This window comes from Actinoplanes subglobosus (genome assembly GCF_042650585.1).
Taxonomy (GTDB): Bacteria; Actinomycetota; Actinomycetes; order Mycobacteriales; family Micromonosporaceae; genus Actinoplanes; species Actinoplanes subglobosus.
On record NZ_JBHSBL010000032.1, the window covers coordinates 36,455 to 60,328 of the forward strand.

21 protein-coding genes are annotated in these 23,874 nt (G+C 70.4%); 10 read left to right on the forward strand and 11 right to left on the reverse strand.

Annotated features, from left to right (window positions below; genetic code table 11):
• Positions 1-411: MarR family transcriptional regulator (locus tag ACFO0C_RS45085; protein ID WP_378073032.1), on the reverse strand; the 411-nt coding region annotated here is incomplete at its 3' end.
• Between the two features lie 306 nt (positions 412-717).
• Here ACFO0C_RS45085 and ACFO0C_RS45090 point away from each other — a divergent pair.
• From ACFO0C_RS45090 to ACFO0C_RS45100, 3 genes are read left to right on the forward strand one after another with little or no spacing between them, the layout of a single operon-like run.
• Entirely contained in the window at positions 718-2,391 is a 1,674-nt protein-coding gene (locus ACFO0C_RS45090; RefSeq protein ID WP_378073033.1) for a sugar ABC transporter substrate-binding protein, read from the forward strand.
• Complete coding sequence (locus tag ACFO0C_RS45095) at positions 2,388-3,392, forward strand: ABC transporter permease (protein ID WP_378073034.1); 1,005 nt, start codon at positions 2,388-2,390, stop codon at positions 3,390-3,392. Before ACFO0C_RS45090 ends, ACFO0C_RS45095 begins: the two co-directional genes overlap by 4 nt.
• Positions 3,389-4,324 (forward strand): carbohydrate ABC transporter permease, encoded by a 936-nt coding sequence (locus ACFO0C_RS45100; RefSeq protein WP_378073035.1) that lies wholly within the window; start codon positions 3,389-3,391, stop codon positions 4,322-4,324. The genes ACFO0C_RS45095 and ACFO0C_RS45100 overlap by 4 nt, the downstream gene beginning before the upstream one ends.
• On the opposite strand, the gene ACFO0C_RS45105 is transcribed toward ACFO0C_RS45100, so the two are convergent.
• A complete protein-coding gene (locus tag ACFO0C_RS45105) occupies positions 4,321-6,474 on the reverse strand; it encodes a glycosyl hydrolase family 95 catalytic domain-containing protein (RefSeq protein WP_378073036.1) in 2,154 nt (717 codons plus the stop codon). The genes ACFO0C_RS45100 and ACFO0C_RS45105 overlap by 4 nt on opposite strands.
• A 48-nt stretch (positions 6,475-6,522) precedes the next feature.
• On the opposite strand from ACFO0C_RS45105, the gene ACFO0C_RS45110 reads away from it, so the two are divergent.
• Positions 6,523-8,499 (forward strand): beta-galactosidase, encoded by a 1,977-nt coding sequence (locus ACFO0C_RS45110; RefSeq protein WP_378073037.1) that lies wholly within the window; start codon positions 6,523-6,525, stop codon positions 8,497-8,499.
• On the opposite strand, the gene ftrA is transcribed toward ACFO0C_RS45110, so the two are convergent.
• Positions 8,461-9,411, reverse strand: coding sequence for a transcriptional regulator FtrA (ftrA, locus tag ACFO0C_RS45115; protein WP_378073038.1), 951 nt, complete (start codon positions 9,409-9,411; stop codon positions 8,461-8,463). The two genes, ACFO0C_RS45110 and ftrA, sit on opposite strands and share 39 nt — an antisense overlap.
• A 71-nt stretch (positions 9,412-9,482) precedes the next feature.
• Between ftrA and ACFO0C_RS45120 the strand changes: the two genes are divergently transcribed.
• Positions 9,483-9,905 (forward strand): rhodanese-like domain-containing protein, encoded by a 423-nt coding sequence (locus ACFO0C_RS45120; RefSeq protein WP_378073039.1) that lies wholly within the window; start codon positions 9,483-9,485, stop codon positions 9,903-9,905.
• Here the strand turns inward: ACFO0C_RS45120 and ACFO0C_RS45125 are convergent.
• Positions 9,902-11,140 carry a D-arabinono-1,4-lactone oxidase gene (locus ACFO0C_RS45125; RefSeq protein WP_378073040.1) on the reverse strand — a complete coding sequence of 413 codons (1,239 nt, stop codon included), beginning with the start codon at positions 11,138-11,140 and terminating at the stop codon, positions 9,902-9,904. The two genes, ACFO0C_RS45120 and ACFO0C_RS45125, sit on opposite strands and share 4 nt — an antisense overlap.
• Positions 11,141-11,237: 97 nt before the next feature.
• Between ACFO0C_RS45125 and ACFO0C_RS45130 the strand changes: the two genes are divergently transcribed.
• The 3 genes from ACFO0C_RS45130 (at position 11,238) to ACFO0C_RS45140 (ending at position 14,430) form a co-directional block, all read left to right on the forward strand.
• On the forward strand, positions 11,238-12,107 hold the full coding sequence (locus tag ACFO0C_RS45130) for a response regulator (protein WP_378073041.1): 870 nt from the start codon (positions 11,238-11,240) through the stop codon (positions 12,105-12,107).
• Between the two features lie 265 nt (positions 12,108-12,372).
• The gene (locus tag ACFO0C_RS45135) at positions 12,373-13,287 is read left to right on the forward strand and encodes an MHYT domain-containing protein (protein ID WP_378073042.1); all 915 of its coding nucleotides are present in this window, start codon (positions 12,373-12,375) and stop codon (positions 13,285-13,287) included.
• A 153-nt stretch (positions 13,288-13,440) separates the two neighbouring features.
• Complete coding sequence (locus ACFO0C_RS45140; protein WP_378073043.1) at positions 13,441-14,430, forward strand: 3-oxoacyl-ACP synthase III family protein; 990 nt, start codon at positions 13,441-13,443, stop codon at positions 14,428-14,430.
• 54 nt (positions 14,431-14,484) lie between these two features.
• Here ACFO0C_RS45140 and ACFO0C_RS45145 read toward each other — a convergent pair whose 3' ends face one another.
• Positions 14,485-14,790, reverse strand: coding sequence for a PRC-barrel domain-containing protein (locus ACFO0C_RS45145; RefSeq protein WP_378073044.1), 306 nt, complete (start codon positions 14,788-14,790; stop codon positions 14,485-14,487).
• Between the two features lie 250 nt (positions 14,791-15,040).
• Here ACFO0C_RS45145 and ACFO0C_RS45150 point away from each other — a divergent pair, with 250 nt between their 5' ends.
• Positions 15,041-15,979: a hypothetical protein gene (locus ACFO0C_RS45150; protein ID WP_378073045.1), complete on the forward strand. Its 939-nt coding sequence runs from the start codon at positions 15,041-15,043 to the stop codon at positions 15,977-15,979.
• A 107-nt stretch (positions 15,980-16,086) separates the two neighbouring features.
• Here ACFO0C_RS45150 and ACFO0C_RS45155 read toward each other — a convergent pair whose 3' ends face one another.
• Together ACFO0C_RS45155 and ACFO0C_RS45160 are read right to left on the reverse strand one after the other, a co-directional pair.
• Positions 16,087-18,663 (reverse strand): lipopolysaccharide biosynthesis protein, encoded by a 2,577-nt coding sequence (locus ACFO0C_RS45155; RefSeq protein ID WP_378073047.1) that lies wholly within the window; start codon positions 18,661-18,663, stop codon positions 16,087-16,089.
• A 144-nt stretch (positions 18,664-18,807) separates the two neighbouring features.
• Entirely contained in the window at positions 18,808-19,899 is a 1,092-nt protein-coding gene (locus ACFO0C_RS45160; protein ID WP_378073048.1) for a magnesium and cobalt transport protein CorA, read from the reverse strand.
• Between the two features lie 226 nt (positions 19,900-20,125).
• Here ACFO0C_RS45160 and ACFO0C_RS45165 point away from each other — a divergent pair, with 226 nt between their 5' ends.
• A complete protein-coding gene (locus ACFO0C_RS45165) occupies positions 20,126-21,079 on the forward strand; it encodes a helix-turn-helix transcriptional regulator (RefSeq protein WP_378073049.1) in 954 nt (317 codons plus the stop codon).
• A gap of 79 nt (positions 21,080-21,158) precedes the next feature.
• Here ACFO0C_RS45165 and ACFO0C_RS45170 read toward each other — a convergent pair whose 3' ends face one another.
• From ACFO0C_RS45170 to ACFO0C_RS45185, 4 genes are all read right to left on the reverse strand, one after another.
• Positions 21,159-22,175: a hypothetical protein gene (locus ACFO0C_RS45170; protein WP_378073050.1), complete on the reverse strand. Its 1,017-nt coding sequence runs from the start codon at positions 22,173-22,175 to the stop codon at positions 21,159-21,161.
• Positions 22,175-22,741: an RNA polymerase sigma factor gene (locus ACFO0C_RS45175; protein ID WP_378073051.1), complete on the reverse strand. Its 567-nt coding sequence runs from the start codon at positions 22,739-22,741 to the stop codon at positions 22,175-22,177. Before ACFO0C_RS45175 ends, ACFO0C_RS45170 begins: the two co-directional genes overlap by 1 nt.
• A gap of 66 nt (positions 22,742-22,807) precedes the next feature.
• Complete coding sequence (locus ACFO0C_RS45180) at positions 22,808-23,314, reverse strand: GNAT family N-acetyltransferase (protein WP_378073052.1); 507 nt, start codon at positions 23,312-23,314, stop codon at positions 22,808-22,810.
• Positions 23,289-23,852 carry a GNAT family N-acetyltransferase gene (locus ACFO0C_RS45185; RefSeq protein ID WP_378073053.1) on the reverse strand — a complete coding sequence of 188 codons (564 nt, stop codon included), beginning with the start codon at positions 23,850-23,852 and terminating at the stop codon, positions 23,289-23,291. Before ACFO0C_RS45185 ends, ACFO0C_RS45180 begins: the two co-directional genes overlap by 26 nt.
• Positions 23,853-23,874 lie beyond the last annotated feature (22 nt).

The following is a 23,874-nucleotide window of genomic DNA, read 5'->3' on the forward strand; positions in this document are numbered from 1 at the left end:
GAGGGCGGCGACCGCGCTGACCGCCCGGCCGGGGCCGGTCGCGGCCAGGCCGCCGTCGAACTGCCGGTGCCAGAGCAGCAGCTGGTCGCCGGCGAAGTCGACGGCGAGGGCGGTGAGGCGGTCGGCGGCGACCTGGAGACCGATCGCCGCATACGCCGAACCGTCGAGCGCCAGTGCGGTGCCGGGCCGGCCGATCCGGTTGCCGCTGAGGCCGGTCTCGCGGAGCAGCCGCTGCTCGATGAGGGTGCCGGTCAGGCTGGAGACGGTGGCCTTGTTGAGTCCGGTCGAGGCGGCGATGGCGGCGCGTGAGCTGGGCCCGTTGGCGCGCAGGTGCCGCAGGACCACGGCCAGGTTGGTGGCGCGCACGTCGGTGAAGTCGGCCGGTTGTGGGTCGGCCCGGGTGGTCTTCACATCAAGCCCCGCTCTCGGCGCAACATCAAGCCCCGCTCTCGGCGCAACATCAAGCCCCGCTCTCGGCGCAACATCAAGCCCGGCTCTCGGCGCAACATCAGGCCCCGCTCTCGGCGCACACGCGTGCTGTCCGCCTGGTCATCTTGCCGCATCACCGCGGTTCGTCGTCTCCCCTGATCGGCGTCTGACGGTGGGTGCGCTCCCATTCGATGCTTGTCGGGTCGGCACCACGTCAGTTAGCTTGTCTTCGATGTACTTAGTTTAGACGCTAACCAAACTAAACCCATAACGGAAGGGTGGTGCGCCGTGGCTAGAGCGATGGAAGGCGCGTCGACGAACAGGCGGAACTTCCTCGGACTGGTCGGCCTCGGCGCCGCCTCCCTGGCCAGTGGCGGAGTTCTCGCCGGTTGCAGCAAGGACCCGAGCACCGGGGGCACGGCCACCAACGCCCAGCAGGCCGCCGGTCTGGTTCCGCAGTTCAAGGACTCCACCCTGGTCCAGCCGGACGTCAAGGGCATCCGGCCGATGGCGGACGGCTACGTGAAGTACCCGACGTCGCTCGTCGACGCCGTCACCGACAAGGTGATCACCAGTGGCAAGCCGGTCACCGCGACCACCCCGTGGTGGGGCCCGGCACCGCCGGCCGGCAACAAGCTCAACGAGGCGGTCAACGCCGACCTGGGCGGGGCGATCACCTTCAACATCCAGGACGGCAACACGTACGGCGACAAGCTCAACACCATGCTGGGCGCCCGGGACGTACCCGATCTGACCTGCATCCCGGGCTGGGAGGTGGCCAAGCTGGCCCGGTTCTCCGAGGGTGTGCACGCGCTCTTCGAGGACCTCACCCCCCACCTGTCCGGAGACAAGGTCAACGCGTACCCGCTGCTCGCCGGGCTGGACACGGCGGCCTGGCAGGACTCGGTGTGGGGCGGCAAGCTGATGGGCGTCCCGTTCCCCACCGACTCGCCGTACCCCTCGGTGCTCTTCATCCGTAAGGACGTCACCCAGGAGCGCGGTATCGCCGACCCGACCACCCTGGACGAGCTCTACGAGTTCGGCAAGAAGATGACCAACGCCGACAAGGGCGAGTGGGCGTTCGGCGACATCTGGCTCGAGGTGCAGCAGATCTGCGGCGCCGGCGGCTCGGAGGACGGCTGGCTGAAGGGCGCCGACGGCAAGGTCGTGCACCGGATGGAGCTGCCGCAGTACAAGCGGGCCGTCGAGTTCATGGCCCGGCTCTACGCCGAGAAGCTGGTCCACCCGGACATCGCGTCGAGCAAGGGCGGCGACACCCAGGCCCTCTTCAAGGGCGGCAAGTTGTTCATGTACGGCACCGGCGGCGGCTCCTGGAAGGAGACGTGGCGACCGGCCGTACAGATCAACCCGAAGTTCAACATGCAGGCCGTCAAGGTGTTCGGTGCCGACAAGGGTCAGGCGCCGGTTCGCTGGCGTACCCGCCCGTCGATCCTCTGGACGTTCGTCAAGAAGGGGCTCGGCCAGGAGCGTACCCAGGAGCTGCTGCGTGTCCTGAACTACACCGCGGCGCCGTTCGGCACCAAGGAGTGGGAGCTGCAGAATTACGGGGTCGAGGGCACCCACTTCAAGCGGGACGCCAACGGCGCGCCGGTCACCAACGACCTGTGGGTCAAGGAGTTCGCCAACCAGTTCATCTTCCTCGGCGGCCGTCCGCCCGTCGTCGTCGGCGGCCCGGACATCCCGACCTACGCCGCGGACTTCGTGAACTGGGGTAACGACGCCTCGAAGTACCTCGAGGTCAACCCGTGGGACGGCATCAAGGTGGAGAAGCCGACCCAGATGGCGGCCCTCGCGCAGCCCACCGAGGACAAGATCACCGACATCCTCAAGGGCCGCACCCCGGTCAGCGAGTTCGACAAGGTGGTCTCCGATTGGCGTGCCGCCGGCGGGGACGCGGGCCGTGACTTCTACGCCAAGGTTCTGGCTGACAACGGGCGATGAGCGCGCCACCCGTCGTCGAGCCGCAGGTCGCGGTCAAGGCGAAGAAGAAGGTCACGGCGGTCTCGCGGCAGCAGCTGTCCTTCGGGCAGCGGCTGCGGCGGGACTGGCCGCTGCTGCTCATGTGCTTCCCGGCGATGGCGCTGCTGCTGGTGTTCCACTACGTCCCGGCGCTCGGCAACGTCATCGCCTTCCAGGACTACAACCCGTTCGTCGGCGACAACCCCCTGGAGGCGTTCCTCTACAGCGAGTGGATCGGGTTCGGGAACTTCGAGTACCTGTTCAAGACGAGCGCGTTCTGGGACTCGGTGATCACCACGTTGTCGATCACGGCGTTCCAGCTGGTCTTCTACTTCCCGATCCCGATCGCCCTGGCCGTCCTGCTGAACAGCGTCCTGTCGCCGCGGATCCGGTCGCTGGTGCAGAGCGTCGTCTACCTGCCGCACTTCTTCAGCTGGGTGCTGGTGGTGTCGCTGTTCCAGATGATGCTCGGTGGGGCCGGCCTGCTCGCGCAGACGCTGCGGCAGGCCGGGTTCACGCCACCGGAGATCATGACCAACCCGGATACGTTCATGTTCCTGATCACCTCGCAGGCGATCTGGAAGGACGCCGGCTGGGGCATGATCGTCTTCCTGGCGGCGCTCGCGGCCATCGACCCCGCGCTGTACGAGGCGGCCGCCGCGGACGGGGCCGGCCGGTGGCGCCGGATGTGGCACATCACCCTGCCCGGCCTCCGGTCGGTCATCGTGCTGCTGCTGATCCTGCGGCTCGGTGACGCGCTGAACGTCGGCTTCGAGCAGTTCGTCCTGCAACGCGAGATGGTCGGCCGGGAGGCGGCCGAGGTGGTCGACACCTACGTCTACTACCAGGGCATCGCGATCCAGCAGTGGGGTGTCGGCGCGGCCGCGGGCCTGTTCAAGGCGGCGGTCGGGATCCTGCTGATCGTCGGGGCCAACAAGCTGGCGCACCGTTTCGGCGAGCAAGGGATCTATTCGAAGAGATGAGCGCAGACACCGTGGTCCGGCCGCGCCGCAACACGCTGCGGCCGGTGTGGGAGGAGCAGCCGTCGCTGCTCGGCCAGTTCGGCAAGGGCACGATCCTCACCCTGGTGGTGGCGGTCGTGGTGGTGCCGCTCTGGGTGGTCGTGGTGACCAGCCTGTCGTCCGAGAAGACGATCAACAGCGCCGGTGGGTACGTGTTCATCCCGCGCGAGTTCAACCCGTCGGCATACGTGGTGATCTTCTCGGGTGGGCAGATCACCGACGCGATCCTGGTGAGCACGATCGTCACGCTCGCCGGAACGGCGCTCAGCCTGGTCGTCACGGTGCTCGCCGCCTACGGCCTGTCCCGGCCGGGCACGCTCGGGCACCGGCCGATCCTGTTCTACTTCCTGCTGACGTTCCTGATCTACCCCGGCATGATCCCGAGCTACCTGGTGGTCACCGGCCTGGGGCTGAAGGACAACCTGCTCTCGCTGATCCTGCCGACCGCGATCAGCGCGTTCAACCTGGTCGTGCTGCGGGCGTTCTTCATGAGCATCCCCGGCGAGCTGTACGACAGCGCGCGCATGGACGGTGCCGGTGAACTGCGCATCCTGACCCGGATCGTGCTGCCGCTCTCCAAGGCGGTGACCGCGGTGGTCGGCCTGTTCTACGCGGTCGGTTACTGGAACGCGTTCTTCAACGCGATCCTCTACATCGACCGGAACGACCTGCAGCCGGTCCAGCGGGTCCTGCAGCAGTTCATCCTGGCCGGCCAGTCGCCGGCGTCGTCGGGTGCGACGGTCGCCATCCCGGGCCTGGGCTCGACGGTCCCGCCGAGCCTGGCGATCAAGATGGCGGTCGTGGTCGTGACGGTCGTCCCGGCCCTGATCATCTACCCGTTCGTCCAGCGCCACTTCACCAAGGGCGTGATCATCGGCGCGGTGAAGGGTTAGGCCGAATTCCGAAACGCGGCCTGGATCCGGTGCGCGATGTTCGCCCGCAAGGTGACCGTCTCGACCGCGCCGGACGGCAGTCCGATCTGTACGGTGCGATCGGTGGGGGAGGTCAGGACCGCCCGCACCGTGCCCGGGGACCAGGTCAGGTCCACCGTCACGGGGCCGCGGGCGATCAGGCCGCGGACCGAGCCGGTGGGCCAGGCCGACGGTAGGGCCGGGAGCAGGTCGATGCGGGCGACACCGTCGGCGGTGACGTCGCGACTGCGGAGCAGCATCGCCACCACCAGGGCCGGGAGGCCACCGGCCAGGTCCACGTTGAACATGTGGTCACGGTTGTGGGTGGGTGCCAGGTTGGGCCGCCAGTACGCCTCGGAGATCCTGGTCAGGGCCGCATGGGCCTCCTCGGCCAGCCCGAGATGGGCCGCCGCGACACCGAGGAGCGCGAGGCCGTACCCCATCTCGTCGGAGGCCTCGCTGAGCCACCACCGCAACCGGGCCCGCACCGCCCGCACCGCCGCGGAGCGCAGCGCCGGATCCTCGTCGAACGCCGGATCACCGCCGTAGTAGAGCGGGTAGAGCTGGCTGCAGTGCCGGTGCTCGTGGTTGTCCGGGAACCGCGGATCGACCCATTCGGCCAGCTCACCGGCGTCGTTGACACGCATCGGCGGTAGCGCCGCGAGCAGCGACTTCCAGCGCAGCGTGTCGGGGCCGGTGATCCCCAGGACATCGCAGACGGTCAGGAGGCCGCGCAGCAGCGCCCCGACCGCCTGGACGTCGAGGGTGGCGTCGACCGTCGCCTGATCGCCGGAGCCACCCGGGTCGTTCTCGGGGGAGTAGGACGGGCTGAATTGCGCGTGACCGTTCCTGATCGTGGCGAACGACAGGTGGAACTCAGCCGCCTCGCGCAGGAACGGAAGTGCGCGCTCCCGGAGGAATGCCAGGTCACCGGTGTGCTGCCAGTGCTCCAGGTAGAGGCGGGCCAGCCAGGCGGCCCCGGCGGTCCAGAACGTCAGGCACCAGATCGGTCCGAAATGGTTCTGCCGGCCGTGCGTGCCGAGATGGGCCGGCACGAACAGGCCGCGCACGCCGTAGAGGCGCCGCGCGTTCTCCCGGAAGTCGTCGCGCAGGTCGTCGAGCAGGTCGAACAGCGGCGGCATCAGCTCCGGCGTCCCGGTCGGATGCACCGCGAGCAGCGCCGCCTGCAGGTTGCCGTCGATGGTCCACCCGCTGCGCCACGGCGGCGAATACGTGCCGCTCCACACACCCTGCAACGTCGGCGGGCGCCGGCCGGTGCTGCTGATGATCGCGTACCGGCCGGCGTCGAACAGCTGCTCCGCGCGACTCCCGCCGAGATCGAGCCGGACCCGGCCGAACAGGTCGCCGTGCTCGGCCACGTGCTCTTCCAGCAGGTCGTCGAAGTCACCGGAGGGCAGATCGGCGAGGGTGTCGGCCGGTGCGGGCGTTCCGGTCACGGTTCGGGCAAAGATCAAGACCCCTTCTTCGGTACGCCGTACGCGCACCGCCAAGGCCCACCCCGGCAGGGCTCCCGCCCAGAGCGGCTGCTCGAATCGTCCGGTAAGGACGAGATCGTCCCCGAATCCGTCGACGGTGTAGTGGATCGGCCGCTCCGGGGTGCCCTCGATGGGCTCGACCCCGACCGTCCCGTCCGTGCCGGCGACCCGGATGACCAGCATGTCGGCCGGCCGGGACACGAACGCGTCGACGGTCACGCCGGCCCACTCCTGCCGGACCACACCGGTGCTGAAATCGGTGCCGCGCTGATAGCCGTCCCCCGGGTTCGCCGGAGTGAAAGTCAATGTTCCGGCGCCGATCAACGGATCTATCCAGCGCGTCTGCCCGTACCCCGCATGCTCCTGAACGGCGAGGTCACACACCGCGCGAGCCGCGTCGCGGAACCGGTCGGCCGCGAGGAGCTCGCGCACGCGCGGCAGCGCCGGGGCGGTCAGCGGCGCCGGAAGCGGCTCGGTGACCGGCTGGAAGAGGTCCTCGTGGGCCAGGGTGAACCGCAGCCGGGCGGGCGAGCCGTAGCAGAGCGCGCCCTGCCGGCCGTTGCCGCTGATCAGCGCGTGCTCCCAGTCCTCGGTGGACTCGGCGTCCCGGAACGACGGATTGACGTTGCTCTGCACGGCTCATATTTTGTTTAGAGTTCAAACTAATAGCAAGAGGTGGTCTGATTGCTCTTCTTCGGTGGCGACTACAACCCGGAGCAGTGGCCGGCAGAGGTGTGGGCGGAGGACGTCGCACTGATGCGGCAGGCCGGGGTGAACATCGCCACGGTCGGCGTCTTCGCCTGGTCCGACCTCGAACCCGAGCCCGGCCGCTACGAGTTCGGCTGGCTCGACCGGGTGCTCGACCTGCTGCACGACGGAGGGATCCGGGTCGCGCTGGCCACCCCGACCGCGTCGCCGCCACCCTGGTTCACCCTCGCCCATCCGGAGGCGCTGCCGGTCACCGCCGACGGGGTGCGGCTCACCCACGGCAGCCGGGACACCTACTGCGTGTCGGCGCCCGCCTATCGTGCCGCCGCCCGCGACATCGCCGGCCGGCTCGCCGAGCGGTACGCCCACCACCCGGCGCTCGCCATGTGGCACGTGCACAACGAGTACGGCACGGACTGCCGCTGCGACGTCACCGCCGCCGCGTTCCGGCACTGGCTGCAGAAGAAGCACGGCGATCTGAGCGTCCTCAACGAGGCGTGGACCACGTCGTTCTGGAGCCAGCGGTACTCCGACTGGGAACAGATCACCCCGCCGCGCGCCACCCAGTACATGCCGAATCCGGCACACGTGCTCGACTTCCGCCGGTTCCTCTCCGACGAACTCCTCGACGGCTTCATCGAGCAGCGTGACCTGCTGCGCGCCGCCAACCCCGACGTGCCGGTCACCACCAACTTCGTGCAGGGCGGCTGGGTCAGCGTCGACCACGCGCGCTGGGCCGCCGAGGTCGACGTCGTCGCCGTCGACCACTACCCGGACGACGCCGGCCCCGCCGCTGAGGAACAGACCGCCTTCGCCGCCGACCTGGCCCGCGGATGGGGCGGCGGATCCTGGCTGCTCATGGAGACCGGACCCAACCTCATCTACACGCGCGGACGGATGCACGCCAAGGAGCCGGGACGGCTCACCCGGCACAGCCTCGGATACGTGGCCCGGGGTTCCGGCGGGGCGATGTACTTCCAGTGGCGGCAGCCGCGCGGCGGGGCCGAACTGTTCCACTCGGCGCTCGTGCCGCACGCGGGACCCGACACCCCGGTCTTCCGTGAGGCGGTCGCGCTGGGGCGTACCCTCCGCAATCTCTCGCCGGAGGCGTCGGAAGCCCCACCGCCCGCCGCGAGTGTCGCGGTGACCTGGGACGCGCCCTCCTGGTGGGCCCTGCAAGGGGCCGGTCTCCCGGCCGAGGACATCGACTACCAGGCGGCGGTGCGGCAGGCACATCGCGCGCTGTACCGGGCCAAGCTGCAGGCCGACTTCGTCTTCCCCGGCGTCTCCACCGACCTCGGTGACTACCGGATGATCGTCGTGCCGCAGCTCTACCTCGTCTCCGACGAGGCGGCCGCGGCCTTCCGTGACTACGTCGCCGCCGGCGGGACGCTGGTGGTCACCTACCTGAGCGGCATCGCCGAGCCCGACACCCGCATCCGGCTGGGCGGTTACCCCGGCGCGTTCCGCGAGATCCTGGGGGTACGGGTGGTCGAATGGCACCCGCAAGCACCCGGAACCGTGATCAACCTGTCCGACGGGCCCGGTCTCTCCGCTGCCCCTTCCTCGACGGCCGATCTCGTCGCCGGGCGCTGGGTCGAGCGTGTGGAGACCGCCGGAGCCGAGACGATCAGCCTCTACGGCGACGGCCCGCTGGCCGGATCGCCGGCGATCACCCGCAACCGGTACGGCGACGGCTCCGCCTGGTACCTCTCGACCGGACTCACCGACGACTCGCTGCAGACGCTGCTGCACCGGGTGGCCTCCCTCGCCGGGATCCAGCCCGTGCTACCCGATCTGCCGTCCGAAGTGGAGGCGGTCCGCCGTGGTGAACTGCTGTTCCTCTTCAACCACGGCACCGCACCGGCCACCGTGGGAGACGTCGTCCTGCCGCCCGGCGGGGTGCGGATCCGGTCAGCCGACGTGGAAGGCGCGCCGGTAAGCCGAGGGTGACGTGCGCATCGCCTGCGTGAAATGGTGCCGGAAGGTGACCGGGCTCTCGAACCCGACAGCGGCCGCCACCTCCTCGATCGGCGTCCCGGTCGTCTCCAGCAGCGCCAGACTGGCGTGCACCCGCTGGCCGATCAGCCAGCGGATCGGCGTCGTCCCGGTCGCCCGGGCGAAATGCCGCAGGTAGGTGCGCTCCGACATGTGCGCGCGCCGGGCCAGTGTCTCGACGCTGATCGGCGTGGACAGGTTGCCGAGCGCCCACGCCATGCTGCTGGACAACCGGTCGTCGGCCGGGTCCTCCGGCATCGGCGCCTCGATGAACTGGGCCTGCCCGCCGTCCCGGTGCGGCTGCACGACGAGGCGGCGGGCCACCAGGTTCGCCGCCTTCGGGCCATGGTCGCGACGGATGACATGCAGGCAGAGATCCAGGCCTGCCGCGCTGCCCGCGCTGGTCAGCACGTCGCCGAGGTCGATGTAGAGCACGTCCGCGTCGACCTCGACAGCCGGATGGCGGCGACGCAGGATCTCCGCATAACGCCAATGGGTGGTGGCTCGGCGGCCGTCCAGCAGCCCGGCGCCGGCCAGCGCGAACGCCCCCGAGCAGATGGACATGATCCGTGCGCCCCGGGTGTGCGCCTTCCTGATCGCGGCCACCAGCGCCGGGGACGGCTCGGCCCGCACGTCCGGCACCCCCGGGACGATCAGCGTGTCCGCGGCGGCGAAGACGTCCAGGCCGTGCTCGGTGTGCAGGGTGGCGCCACCGACCAGCCGGACCGGGCCGGGGACCTCGGCGCAGATGGTCAGCTCATACCAGGGGAAGTCGAACTCGGGGCGGGGCAGCCCGAACACCTCGGTGACGATGCCGGTCTCGAAGACGGACATGCCCTGATAGGCGAGAACGGCCACGGTGTGCATGGCGGGATCTTAGCGGCAGGTGTCGCTGCCGCCACTGGGCCGACGCCCGGCCGGACGGCACGATCAACGGCATGACCAGCGCGATCGAACACTTCAGCAACCGGCTCCGCTTCGAGACCGACGTCAGCGACGTCCACCACGACCTGCACGCCGCCACCCCCGGGCTGGTGGTCGTCGACTCCCGCAGCACCGAGGCCTGGGACCAGGGACACCTTCCCGGCGCGATCCACCTGCCGACCCGGGAGATCGCCACCCGGGCCGCGGCTCTCGTTCCGGCCGGGAGTTCGGTGGTCACCTACTGCTGGGGGCCCGGCTGCAACGGGGCCACCCGGGCCGCCCTGGAGTTCGCCACGCTCGGATACCAGGTCAAGGAGATGATCGGTGGCTACGAGTACTGGGTGCGCGAGGGTTTCGCGGTCCACGACCTGAAGGGCGAGTGGTCCCGTCCGGCCGACGACCTGACCGCCCCGGCCGGCGCCGCCTGCGGCTGCTAACCCAGCAGTGCGTCCAGCCACGGGTTGCGGAAGGCGCCGGTGGGGTCGAAACGGGTGGTCAGCGCGGCGAAATCGGCGAAGCGGGGGTAGCCGGCCCGCAGCTCGGACGGGGCGGTGGTGAAGATCTTGCCCCAGTGCGGGCGGGCACCGAACGGGGCCAGCGCCTCCTCCAGGTCGGCGACCACCGGGAGCACCGCCTCGGTGTCGGCGATCCAGGTGAAGTGCAGGGCCAGGCTGTCGCGCCCATGGTGGGGGCTCAGCCACAGGGTGTCGGCGGCGATCGTGCGGATCTCGCAGACCTGCAGGACAGCGGCGACCCGCTCGCGGAGACCGGACACCGCCTCGATCGCGGCGAGCGCCGCCGACCGGGGCAGATGCCACTCGGACTGGAGCTCCTCGCCACTGCTCGGGGTGAACTCCATCCGGAAGTGCGGCAGCCGGGCATGCCACGGACCGGGTGCACCGCCCTGCTCGGTGCAGTTCTCCGTCGGCATGCCGGGCACCGGGTGGCGCGGGCCGGCGGCCGGGCGGGCGCCGAAGAAGTCGCCCTCCATCGGCTCGGTGCGCTTGAGCCACACCTGGTCGACACCCGGCCCGGTCCAGCGGGTGAACAGGCTGACGCTGTAACCGGCCGACAGGATCTCGTCGAGGTGCCCGTGCAGGGATGCTTCGGGCAGGTCCTCATATACGTACTGCCGCAGGTCGAAGGCGGGCCGCACGTCGAGCGTCAGAGCGGTGACGACGCCGAGCGCGCCCAGCCCGACGACCGCGCCGGCGAAATCGGGATCCGACCGGTCCAGCACCGCCATCGAGCCGTCGGCACGGAGGATCTCCAGGCCGGAGACGGCGGTGGCCAGATTGCCGTTGCCGACCCCGGAACCGTGGGTGGCGGTGGCGACCGCACCGGCCACCGAGATGTGCGGCAGCGAGGCCATGTTGTGCACGGCCAGTCCCTCGTCGGCCAGCCGGGTGGCCAGCTCGCCGTACCGCACGCCGCCGTCGATCCGGACCGTGGCCCGGTCGGCCGCGACCTCGACGGTACGTGGCAGGCCCGCGAGGGAGACCAGGTCGCCGTCGGTGTCGGCGAGACGGTTGAACGAGTGGCCGCTGCCGAGGACCCGCAGCCGCTCCGAGCCGGTCACCACCTCGCGCAACTCGTCGAGAGTGCGTGGGCGGACCAGCCGCCGTGCGCCGAAGCCGATGTTCCCCGCCCAGTTGGTCAACCGCTCCGACATCGCTCCACCCTACGTGTATCGCCTGTTCACGGCCATGACGCGGGTTATCCGGGTTATCGTCGGGCGACTCGCGGAACGAGCGTTGGGGGAACACGGGATGGCGTCGATCGTGGTCGCCGAGGACGACACCGACATCGCGCAGCTGCTCGCCACGGTGCTGAGCAACGCGGGGCACACCGTCCGGACCGCGCCGACCGGCCCGGCCGCGCTCGACATGATCAGCGAGACCGGCCCGGATCTGATCATTCTCGACCATCACATGCCCGGGATGAGCGGCCTGGACGTGGCCGGCCGGCTCCGGGAAGACGCGTCCACCGCCACGATCCCGGTGATCATGCTGTCCGCCGCGGCGCCGGCCGCCGCCCGCGGGCTGTGCGACGTGACGATCTCCAAGCCGGTACGGCCCAAGCACGTCGTCGACGCCACCAACGAACTGCTGGCCGCGCGGACCGCCGGTGAGCCGGCCGAACACCACGACGCCGCGACCCAGCTGGTCGACGTGGGGCGCCTGCTCGCCGTCTCCGACTACCTGACCCGGCCGGGTCACGCCGACGCCCTCGACGCCTTCGCCGAGAAGCTGACCGAGCTGACCGGTGTGCCGGCCGCGGCGATCACGCTGGTGCTCAACGACAGCGTGGTGGTGGCCGGGTCGCACGGCATGCCCCGCTGGGTGCGCGAGGCCGGTGGCGTGCCGGTCGAGTGGTCGCCGGACACCATCGTGGTCGCCGAGGACGTGCCGGTGCTGATCGGCGACAGTGCCGCCGACGAGGAGTACGCCGACTCGCCGCTCTTCTCGGTCAGCGGAGTGCGCTCCTACGCCAGTGTGCCGCTGAACTCGGCCGAGGGGCACGTGGTCGGGACCCTCTGCGTGCTGGACGAGAAGCCGGGCACCTGCACCGAGGACACCGTGCAGATCCTGCATTCCCAGCGTGCGCAGGCGTTGGTCCTGCTGTCCCGCGCCGGGTGATCCGTACCTTTGTGAAGTTTTCTCCGGTGTTACCGAATGTTATTTTAGGTGACACAATTCCCGAGTGATCGCTGTGTGACGGTCTGTGGTGTTATGTCACCCTTCATGCCTCTGACCGGGTCGTCTCACGTTTTGGCGTGATCCAAATCGAGATGCTGTGCACGTTCTCTCTTGACGAAACCTGCGTCACAATCAGTCACGCCCATGGCGGTGGTACGGGCAGGATGCAGCCCAGCGGATTCGCGAACGAGAGGAACGGCGCGAGATGGCGCAGATCCATCACTTCGAGTACGGGGCGTTGACCCCCACGGTCAGCTACATCCTTTCCGTGCTCGGGTCACTACTCGGACTCACCAGCGCTGTTCGGCTCCGGTCAGCGAAGACCGGCGGCGAGCGCGCCTGGTGGCTGACCCTGGCCGCGCTCGCGATCGGTGCGACCGGCATCTGGAGCATGCACTTCGTCGCCATGATGGGCTTCGACGTGGACGGCACCCCCATCCGTTACGACATCGGCCTGACCGTGGCGAGCGCGATCATCGCGCTGGTCTCGGTGGGTGTCGGCCTGGCCATCGCGCTGCTCGGCCGGAGCGCCTCCAAGGTGCGGATCCTGATCGGTGGCATCCTGGCCGGCCTCGGCGTCGCGGCGATGCACTACACCGGCATGGCGGCGATGGAGCTGCGTGGCCAGATCCACTACGCGGGCCGTGAGGTGATCGCCTCGGTCGCGATCGCGGTCGTCGCGGCCACCGTCGCGCTCTGGCTCACGCTGGTCGTCACCAAGCCGATCGCGATCTTCGTGTCCGCGCTGGTCATGGGTGTCGCGGTGAACGGCATGCACTTCACCGGCATGCTCGCGATGTCGGTCGTCCCGGAGAGCAACTTCGGCTCGGTCGAGGGCGCCACCGCCGCCGGCCTGCTCGTGCCGGTCGGTGCCGCCGTCGTCTTCGCGATCATCGGCATGGGCTACGCGCTGGTCTCCGCCCCCACGGAGGAGGACCGGGCCGCGGCCGACTACCTCAAGGCCCGCATCGACCACCGGCAGAACCAGGGCCAGGCGCCGGCGCAGGTCCCGTTCGGCGGACAGCCCGCACCCCAGCGGCAGTCCCAGCCGCAGGGCCGGGCCGGCCGCACTACTCTCGGTGATGGATCGTGGACGTACCGGGATCGCGGTCGCCAGTAGACACCACCCCGGGCCGATGGTGGCCTGCCGTCCGTCCGCTCTTGTCCAGCCGAACCGCCAGCTGATCGATCCGCACGTCACCGCCCTGCGGAACTACCTTTGCAGGGCGGTTGCGTGAAACGTGAAAACGTGCGGAGAGCTGGGAGAACAGGCGTGGCGGTAGGCATTCTGGGTACCGGGTCGTACCTCCCCGAGCGAGTCGTGACCAATGTGGATCTGCTCGCTCTCGTGCCGGACGCGGACCCCGAATGGGTGTCCCGGAAGACCATGATCGAGGCCCGCCGGTTCGCCGCCCCGGACGAGGCCGCCTCCGACCTGGCGGCCCGGGCGGCGCGGGCGGCACTGCGGCGGGCCGGGGTGTCCGCGGCCGAGATCGACTACATCATCGTGTCGACCTCGACCGGCGACTCCCCGCAGCCGCCGACCTCGAACCTGGTGCAGCACACGATCGGGGCCACCGGGGCCGCCTGCTTCGACGTCAACGCGGTCTGTGCCGGGTTCGTCTTCGCGCTCGGCGTGGCGAACGGCCTGCTCCGGACCCAGCCCGACGCTCTCGTTCTGGTGATCGCGTCGGATGTCTACTCGCGGATCCTCGATTTCGGCGACCGGCGTACGGCGGTGCTCTTCGGTGACGGCGCCGGTGCCGCGGTGGTCGGCCGGGTACCGGACGGGTACGGCATCATCGACCTGGAACTGTCGTCCCGTGGCGACGCGAACGACCTGATCCATGTGAAGGCGGGCGGCAGCCGGCTCCCGGCATCGGCGCAGACCGTGGCCGACGGCGACCACTACTTCCGGATGAACGGCCGCGGTGTCCGTGAGTTCGTGGCGACCGGGGTGCCCCCGGCGCTGGACGCGCTGCTGCGGCGCAACGAGTTCAAGGCCGACGACGTCGACCACTTCGTGCCGCACCAGGCCAACGGCATCATGCTCCAGGAGCTGGTGGACGCGGCCGGCCTGCAGAACGCGCACACCCACCTCACCCTGCCCTGGTACGGCAACGTGGGCAGCGCCTCGCTCCCGGTCACCCTGGACGATGCCAACCACAACGGGTCACTGCGCGACGGTCAGCTGGTGCTGCTGGCCGGGTTCGGTGGCGGGATGTCGCTGGGCGCCTGCCTGATGCGCTGGGGTCGTGACTGACCCGAGCCGGATCTTCCAGCGAGGCCGGACCCGTCACGGGTCCGGCCTCGCTTGTCATTTCGGCTGGATCAGCCACTCCCAGGCGCGCCGGAGACCGGTGGCGCGGCTCTCGGCCAGCTCGGCGGGGGCGTCAGCGCTCGGCGTGGCCAGGCGGTCGGCCGGTTCGGCGACGATCACGCCGCGCTCGAACAGTCCGTCCACCTGGTCTCCGGCGGCGTAGCGGTGCCCGTCGGCGGTCTTGATCAGAAGGCCGTGGAAGAGGTTCGCCGGCTCGTCGGCCAGCACGTGGTCCACCGTCCCGACCTCGCCGCCGGAGCGGTCGTAGACGGGGGTGCCGTCCTTCAGGACGAGGTATGACACGGGGTCGCCGAGATCCTCTGGTGCGGTGTGCTGCGTCATGTCGTCGCATTACCCCGTCTCCGGGGTGAATCAGCCGAGCTTGCCAACATCATCTTTTCGGCCGACCTGATCTAAACATTTTGTCCGGATTATCTTTTTCACGCCGAAACGCCGCCGAAAATAATGGCTAATGCCTGAAATCCGCATAGTGTCCGCTTTGTCAGGCCGGTCGAAGGTGACCGGCGGACTCGTAGGCACTGGAGGAATCTCGATGCAGAAGACACGGCGAATCGGCGCGATCATCGCTCTGGCGACAGCCGCTTTCGGCACGGCGGCGACGGTCACGGCCGCCCCCGCGACTGCGGCCCCCCTCGGTCCGCAGCCGGTGTCGAACTGGCTCCAGTCGGTCCGCTCCGGCACCGGCAGCTGGGTGTCCATCCAGTGGCGCACCGACCAGCGGATCTGCGATGCCGAGGTCCGGGTCCGCGGCGAACGGGTGCGGGTCGACTACCCCGGATTCGGCGGATCGGCGTCGTTCTCCCGCGGCGACTCGCTCCGGCCCGGTCGTGTCGACACCACCCGGATCCGGGTGACGCCCTATCTCTCCCGGCCCGGCGTGACCAGGCTCTGGGCGACCATCTCCTACGACGACTGCGGGTTCAAGGCCCGTACCCAGACGCGTACGGCGCTGCTCTCGCTGCCCGTGCTGCGCAAGACCGGCCCGGGTGGCCTGGACGGTCCGGGCGGTCCCGGACACGGCCAGCCGGGCGGACCGAACCATGACGGCCCCGGCGGTCCGGGGCACGGTGGTCCGGGAAAGGGCCCTGACGGTCCGCGTGGGCCCCAGGGTCCGGGGCAGGGCGGCCCTGGTCAGCACACCACCGGTGGTGGCCAGGGTGCGCCCGGCGGCCAGCAGTCCGCCGCCCAGCCGCCCGCCGACACCCAACAGCCGGCCACTCAGCCGCCCGCCGACACCCGGCCGCCCGCCGACACCCAGCAGCAGCCTGCCGGTCAGCAGCCTGCCGGTCAGCAGCCTGCCGGTCAGCAGCCGGGTGGCCAGCAGCCCAGCGCTCAGCAGGGCACTGGGCACCAGGGCGGTCACCAGAGCGGCGGCGGCCAGAACGGCGCTGGTCAGAACGGCGGCGGCCAGAATGGTGGCGGTCGGAATGGCGGCGGCCCGCGGGGTGGCGCGAACGGCCCGCGCAATTGATCACCATGGGCTGAATGCCGAATAAAGTGACGCCCGATCAGGAATTCCTGATCGGGCGTCACTTCGTGTGGCCGTACGATTGCTGATCGATCTTTAATGGTTTTGATTCATCGGCGGGCCATGATCAGTCCGGCCGGGTCGGTGCAGACCAGCTCCAGGGCCCGGGCGACGACCGCCGGGTTGTACGTGGTGGCGTGGAACGTCGCCTCCAGGTGCAGGACGCCGTTCATCTCGCTGGTGGTCAGCGTGATCCCCTCCGGGCCGTTGAGCGTCGGCACGCTCTGGTTGACCCGCCCGGCAGGCTCGACCGCCCACGGCAGGTCACCGAGCATGTCGTGCCGGCCCTGGTTGCTGAAGGTCAGCCGCGGCCGCGCGTCGGCGGCGATCTCGGACGGGAACGGGTCGGGCATGCCGGGCGCCCCGGTCAGCAGAATCTTGCCCTCGCGCAGCAGCATCATGGTCAGGATCCGGCCGGTGGCCAGTTCCGCCTTCAGTGTCCGGTGGATGGCGAGCGGGTCGGTCAGGCTCGGCGGCGTCAGGTAGGGGCCCATGCAGAAGTTGCTGTCGATGCTGACGCCCTTGCCCAGGTAACGACGGGCGTCGGCGAGGAACGTGCCGCCCCGCAGATCCGGGTCGAGACCGAGATCGATCAGCGCCGAGGTGAACGCGGCGAAGGTGATCGCCGAGGTGGTGACGCCCGGGGCGTACTGGTCGCGCCAGGTCCGCATCTCCCCGAGCACCTGGCCGGAACGGGCCGTCACCACGGTCAGGCCGGCCTCCCACGGGCGGGACGGGCCCTGCTCGGTGTGCGGCGGCCGCGCGAAGCTCAGCCCCTCCTTCCAGCGGGAGGGCTTGAGCCCGAACTGCTTCCACCAGGCCACCGGCAGGGCGCTCCGGTGCCGCTCGGACGGCGCGATCCGGGCCGCGCGCCCCTCCGCCGCCGCCTGGACCAGCTCGTGGACCAGCGTGTTCACCGGGCCGGCGTCACCGTAGGCGTGCGACACCTTGAGGGCGAAGTAGCCGCCGCCGACCAGGATCCGTACCGGGTGGTGGGCCCGCGGCTCGGACTGCAGCCGCCGGGTCATGGCGTCGAAGTCCACCGGGCCGTGTCCGAGATCGGTGACCGCGTCCTGGACGAAGGCGGCGAACGACACCGCGTCCATGTGCTGCCAGCGGGCGCCGGACCGGTCCAGGCGGGACACCGCCCGGTGGGTGGGGTCGGCGGCGTGCAGGCCGATCAGCGCGGTGCGGACCCGTTCCGCGTCGACGCCGGTGAGCGGGCCGACGGTGCGGATGTACTCCAGGGGCAGCCAGGCGCGTTCGTGCAGGGTCAGGCTGGTGGTGGACATGACGTTGACTCCCTCTGTTACCGCGGACATGTCGGCGACCGGTGCGAAGACGACCTTCAGCACGGTCGGGGCGACCAGTACCGTTTCGATCGCCATCACCACGGCCACCGCGGTGACCAGGTCGTTCAGATCGCCGTGAGTGCCGGCCCACCAGGCGGCCAGCAACTCGGCGACGCCCGCGAAGACCGAGAAGATCCCCGCGCCGCGCAGCCTGTTCTGCACCCGGGAGATGGCCAGGAAGAAGTGGTGGAAGACGAACGGGACGTAGGTCAGCGACAGGATGGCGAGCGCCGCACCGGCGGACTCGGCGTAACCGGCACCGAACAGGCCCATGATCTGCTCGGACAGCAGGTAGACCACGAGCGAGGCGGGAAGGCCACCGCCGAGGCAGATGAGCAGGCCCACCCGGACCTTGCTCCGCAGCGCGCTCCGGTCGCCGGCGGTCACCGCGAACAGCGTGAGGGCGACGTTGCCCGGCACCATGGCCATGAAAGACAGCACCATGAACGCGGTGTAGAAAGCGGCGTTGGCCTCGGCCGACAGGGTCGCGGTGACGATCAGCGGCAGCGCGGCCCGGGGCAGGTAGGTGGCCAGGTTGAGCAGGTTGTGGTCGAACGTGGCCCGGCCGCGGCCCCGCATCAGCGCCGGCCGGGGGCGCAGCGAGTCGATCATGCCGCGGCGGCGCAGCACCCGGAACAGGATCGCGGTCGACGCGACGATGCCGGCCACCCAGGTGAGCAGCAGCACCGGGCCGGTCAGCGCGAGACCCGGGATGACCGCCACCGCGCCGAGCAGCACCAGCTTGATGAGCGAGAACCAGGCGTTGCGCATCAACTGGAGCGGGCCCTGGAGCAGGCCGACCATCGCCTCGTCGAGGACCAGCGTCATGGCGTTCAGCGCGATGCCGACGACCAGCAGGACGGTGCCGGCGTTGCCACCGAGCGCGTCCTGGAGGCTCGGCGCCCACAGGTGGGCGGCCAGGACGTACGCCAGCCCGCCGGCGGTGGCCGCGGAGCCCGCGGTCAGCAGGCAGGTGGAGATCAGGTCCCACTTGCCGCGGGCGACCGTCGGCAGCTCGGAGATGAGCATGGTGCCCATGCCGAACATGCCGATCGTGCCGATCAGGGTCATCGCCGACACCGCGGCGGACGCCTGCCCGACGGCCGCCTGCGGGGCGAGGTGGGCCGCGACCCACCAGTAGGCGAACCCGAACGCGGACGTCACGAGGGTGGTCGCCATCAGTGAGCCGGCGTTGAGGAACAGGTCGACGTGGCCCTTGAGAGCGGTGAAGATGCCGTGCCTGGCGTGCTGTGGCAAAGCGTCGGTTGCCGTCACGCTGATTCCCCCCAATGATCGACTCAGTTACGAAACTTAGTAACTCGCCGTGTTCATCGGTAGGGCAGGACGCTCGGGTTCGGCCGTCCGTCTGGCCTGCAAAACGACCGAATCGGGGGACTTTGAGATAGTGACTCTCAGTAACTAGAGCCAGCCGGACTTCTTCAAGCGGTGATACAGGCCGCCTCCGATGAGTGACATCGCGGCGATCGAGGCATAGAAGCCGTACGGCGAATCCAGCCCCGGCATCTCCTCGAAGTTCATCCCGAAGATCCCGGCGATGACGGTCGGCACCGCGGCGATGGCCGCCCATGCCGCGATCTTGCGCATGTCGTGGTTCTGATCGACCGACACCTGCGCGAGCCGGGCCTGGAGGACCGAGTTGAGCAGGTCGTCGAAGCTGCCGACCCGGTCCACGGCCCGGGCCAGCCGCCCGCGGACGTCCTCCAGATAGGGCCGCAGCCCGGCCGGGAGACCCGGCGACTCGATCAGCCGGGCCAGCGGATCGGACAGCGGCAGCACCGCCCGCTTGAACTCCACCAGCTCCCGTTTGAGCTGGTAGATGTGGGCGAACTCGGAGCTCCGGACGGACGCGAAGGTCTCCTCCTCGATGCGTTCCAGGTCCCGCTCGACGTGGTCGGCAACATCCAGGTAGCTGTCCACCATCCGGCTGCCGACCGCGTACGCCACCGCCCACGGGCCCTGGCGCAGCACCTCGGGACGGTTCTGCAGCTCGTTGCGCACCGCCCAGAGCGGGCCGACCGGACCGTGCCGCACGCTGATCGCGAACCACGGGCCGATCAGCAGGGTGACGTCACCGGTCTCCACCACCTCGGAGGTGGCGGTCAGCCGATCGTGCTCGACGTAGCGGGCGGTCCGCAGCACCAGCCGGGTCACGTCGCCGAGCGTCTGCACGCCGGGCCGGTGCCCGCCCGCGACGGCCTGCTCGACGAGGAGCTCGTGCAGGCCGAACACCTCGGCGACGGGGGCCATCGTGGCCAGGTCGGGCTCGTGCAGGCCGAGCCAGACGAACGCGCCCCGCCGGCGCCGGGCCAGGCGGGCCGCCTCGGCGAACGGGACCTGCGCCGCGCCGCCGTGCCGCTGCCCGCCGGCGTAGACCGCGCAGTCGACGATCGCGTCCGGGTTGCCGGTGCGTGCCGCCGCCCCGCCGCCGGCCGGCCGGGTGAGAGAGCCCAGGAACTCCTGGAACGCCCCGCGAATCAGTCGGCGTCGCATCGGCCCGCCACCCTCCACCTCGCCATGAGTTGCGAAGGACAAGGTAGCGGGCCCGGCAAGGGATCAGTCGGAGCGCCGCATCACACGGACCCCGACCGTCAGATCGATGCCGTCGACGGCCCGGAGGTCTTTGGGCCGCTTCGACAGCTCCCGCGTCTCGATCATGCCTCGACGATAGGATTCGCTGCGGCCACTTTCTGACCGCAATAACGGAGAGTCTGGAGCCATGGCGAACACGAGTGCACGGATGCTGCGGTTGCTGTCGCTGCTCCAGACCCATCGCTACTGGCCCGGCTCCGAGCTCGCCGACCGGCTCGAGGTCAGCCCCCGGACACTGCGCCGCGATGTGGACCGGCTGCGCGAGCTGGGCTATCCGGTGGACGCGGCACGCGGCGTCGCGGGTGGCTACCAGCTCCAGGCCGGTGCGGCGATGCCGCCCCTGCTGCTCGACGACGAGGAGGCGGTGGCCATCGCGGTCGGTCTGCGCAGCGCCGCGGCGGGCGCGGTCGCCGGCTTCGAGGAGACCTCGGTACGGGCACTCGCGAAGGTGATCCAGCTGCTCCCGCCCCGGTTGCGCCGCCGCATCGACGCGCTCCAGGCGGTTACCACCCCGGGGGTGTTCGGCGGCGGCCCGGTCCTCGACGCGCTCACCCTGACCACCCTGGCCATGGCCTGCCGGGGTGAGGAGCGGCTGCGTTTCGATTACGCCCCGCGGGACGGTGACCCCGCCCGCCGGCACGTGGAGCCGCACCGGCTGGTCTCGCTGGGCCGCCGGTGGTATCTGGTGGCCTGGGACCTGGAGCGGGGTGACTGGCGCAGTTTCCGGGTGGACCGGCTCTCCGCCCCACAGCCGACCGGTGCTCGTTTCCGCCCGCGCGAGCTGCCCGGCGGCGACCCGGTCGAGTGGCTGCGCTCCCGGATGCGGACCATCCCCAACCGTTACGCCGTATCGGTGATGATCCAGGCCGACACCGCGACGGTCCGCGGTTTCGTCGGCGACTGGGGTCAGGTCGAGGAGCTGCCGGAGGGCGGCTGCCGCCTGCGGATGAACGTCGACGACCTGGGCTGGCCGGTCATGGCACTCGGGGTGATGGGCGCACCCTTCACTGTGGAGTCGCCCGATGAGCTGCGTGAACTCGCACGCCGCACCGGGGAGGCCCTGATGCGGCACGCGAGCTGACAGCGGGTTGCGGACCGGCGCCCCCGTGGTGCCGGTCCGCATCGAAGAACCTAGCGACGGGGTACGACAAAAAACCGGTCTAGCCGCGGCGCACCGACTCCGCGAGTTGCCGGACCTGCTCGGAGGTGAACGTCCGGGGCGTCGAGACCCGGACGGCCGAACCGTCCGCGAGCCTGGTCTGCACCATCCAGAAGTCGCGGCACTGGAACAGGTCGGCCTTCCGGCCGCCCACGGTCACCTTGGACGCCTTCTCGATGCCGTCCATCTCCGCGGCCCGGAAGAGCGGCTCCGACTTCGGTGCCCACTGCACCTGGAAGTCGACGGCCGGGTCGGCGGGATCGCGGTACATCAGGATGCTCTCGTCCTTGAAGGCCGCCAGCTCCCAGCCGTCCGGGATCAGGCCGACCGTCACCTCGAAATGCAGCCGCTGCGGTTCGTCCTCGACCCGCCCGGCCAGCTCGGTCAGGGCCTCCGTGGTGCCGTACCGCCCGTGGCCGGTCAGGCGCAGCCACACCCCGTCGTCGTGCTCCCACACCAGCGTGAGCGGTCGCGGGCCGTCGGACGCCCCGTTGAACTCCATTACACGGCCGGGGCGACCGTTGATCTCGACGTCGGCCGACTCGCCGCCGAAGCCCGGCGTGCGCTCGTCCGCGGTGGCGGCGGCCAGGTAGACGTCGCTGCGGTCGTCGGCCAGGTAGATCGCGATGACCGGGCCGTCCGGGTCGGCGGTGAAGGCCGCGTCACCCAGCCCGGGAAGCGTCCAGGGAAACGCGGGAGCGGTGGCCGCCACCAGACGGATCCCGCCGGCCGGCGAGGATGCCGAGGTGGGGGGAACGGCGATGGAGGGAACGGTGGTGGGCGTGGCATCCGGGCGCTGATCGGGCCGGGGTGCCGTCACCACGGCGGCGACGGCCACCGCGGCGGCCAGGCCGAGCCCGGCCAGCACCAGGCGGCGACGGATCGGGAGGAGACCCCGGCGCGGGGTGGCGGAGGTGTCCATGGCGGCGAGCAGCCGGGCCCGGGCCGCGGTCAGTGTCGCGTCCGAGGGGGGCGGGGCGTCCGGGCCGTACCGGTCGAGTAGTTCCAGGTCGTTCATCACTCCACCTCCGAGAGGCCGGACGCGGCCGAGGGCCCGAGGACGGCACGGGTCACCTTGCGGGCCCGGTTGATGCGGGAGCGGACGGTCCCCACCGGGATGTCCAGGGTCGCGGCGATCTCGGCGTACGACAGCTGGGCATAGGCCAGCAGCAACAGTGCGTCGCGGTCGCCCGGCTTGAGTCTCGCCAGCGCCGTGGCCAGATCGGCCCGCAGGGCCGCGGCGTCCACCCGGTCGTCGGCCCGGTCGTCGTCGTGCGCCGGAGTCTGTTCCCCGGCGGCCCGGGCCAGCGCCCGGTAGTGCCGTTCCTCCTGCCGGACGTGCCGGTGCAGGACGTTGGTGGCGATCCCGAACAGCCAGGGCCGCACCTCCAGCCCGAGTGGCTGATAGGAGGCGCGTCTGCGGAAGGCGATCAGGAACGTCTCGGCGAGCAGGTCGTCCGCGGGCGCTCCGATCCGGCGGGCCAGATAGCGGTGGATCGCCACCGCGTGCCGGTCGAAGAGCGGCGCGAACTGTTCCGGCTGCCGCACCGATTCCCGGATCAGCACGTCGTCGGCGAGGTGCATCGGTTGCGAGCGTAGGTCGTTCACACCCGTTGATGCCCGCAGCGGGCGATCCGGTTCACGCGAGCGTCAGATGGGCCGCGAGAACCGCCACGACCAGGCGTTGTCGGCCTCGGTGGAGCCGTAGGTGCGCCGCCGCTCCCGTTTGCGGAACCCGCGCGCCTCGTAGAACGGGATGCCCAGCTCGTTGCCGTCGAGCGCGGCCACCCACATCTCGGTGGCCGCCAGCTCCCGCAGCTGACCGGTGATCCGGTCCAGCAGCAGGGTGCCGAGTCCGCGGCCGCGCTCGTCCGGGTCGAGGTAGAGCACGAACAGCTCGCCGACACCGGGTGCGGTCAGACCGCCGCCGGCCGCGCCCAGGACGCGCCCGTCCTCCTCGACGACCTGGTAGCCGAGCCAGCCCGGCGGGGCCGCCGCGACCTCTTTGGACACCCGCTCCAGGTGGTAGAACTCGGCGATCATCCGCTCGATGAACTCGCTGCTCAGCAGGGCCGGATAGGTCCGCCGGTAGCCCCGTGTGCAGATGTCGGCGATCGCCGCCGCGTCCTCGTCACGAGCCGCTCGTACCACTGCCATTCGCCGAGGATAGGCCGCGTTGCCGGATGTGGTCGTCGTGCCACTCGGAGCCGACCAGGAACCGTTTCACCCCGACGATCGCGAAACCGTGCTTGGCGTAGAACCTCGCGGCCCGCTCATTGCGCTGGTTGACACCGAGCCAGCAGGTCTCGGCCCCGGTCCCGGAGGCGGCGGTGAGCGTCGCGGTCATCAGCGCGGCCGCGGCGCCGGTCCCGTGCCGCTCCGGCGCCAGATAGAACTTGCTCAGCTCGATGCTGGTGGCCTGATCGACCACTGCGGCCACGTCGGGGTCGGCGATCGGGCCGCCGACCAGCATCGAATAGCCGGTCGGCTCGCCGTCGACCGCGACGATCGCCAGGATGCGTGCCGGGTCGGCGAGATAGCCGCGGAAACTCGCGACCGACAGGTGCGCCGCGATGAACGCGTCGATGTCGGCCTGGGCGGTCCCCGGCGGGCAGGCCAGGCCGAATGTCCGGGCGGCCAGGTCGTGCAGGACCGCTTCGTCACCCGTGCGGGCGAGACGTGTGATGGTCGTCATAGCCTAACTGTTTACAATCTTC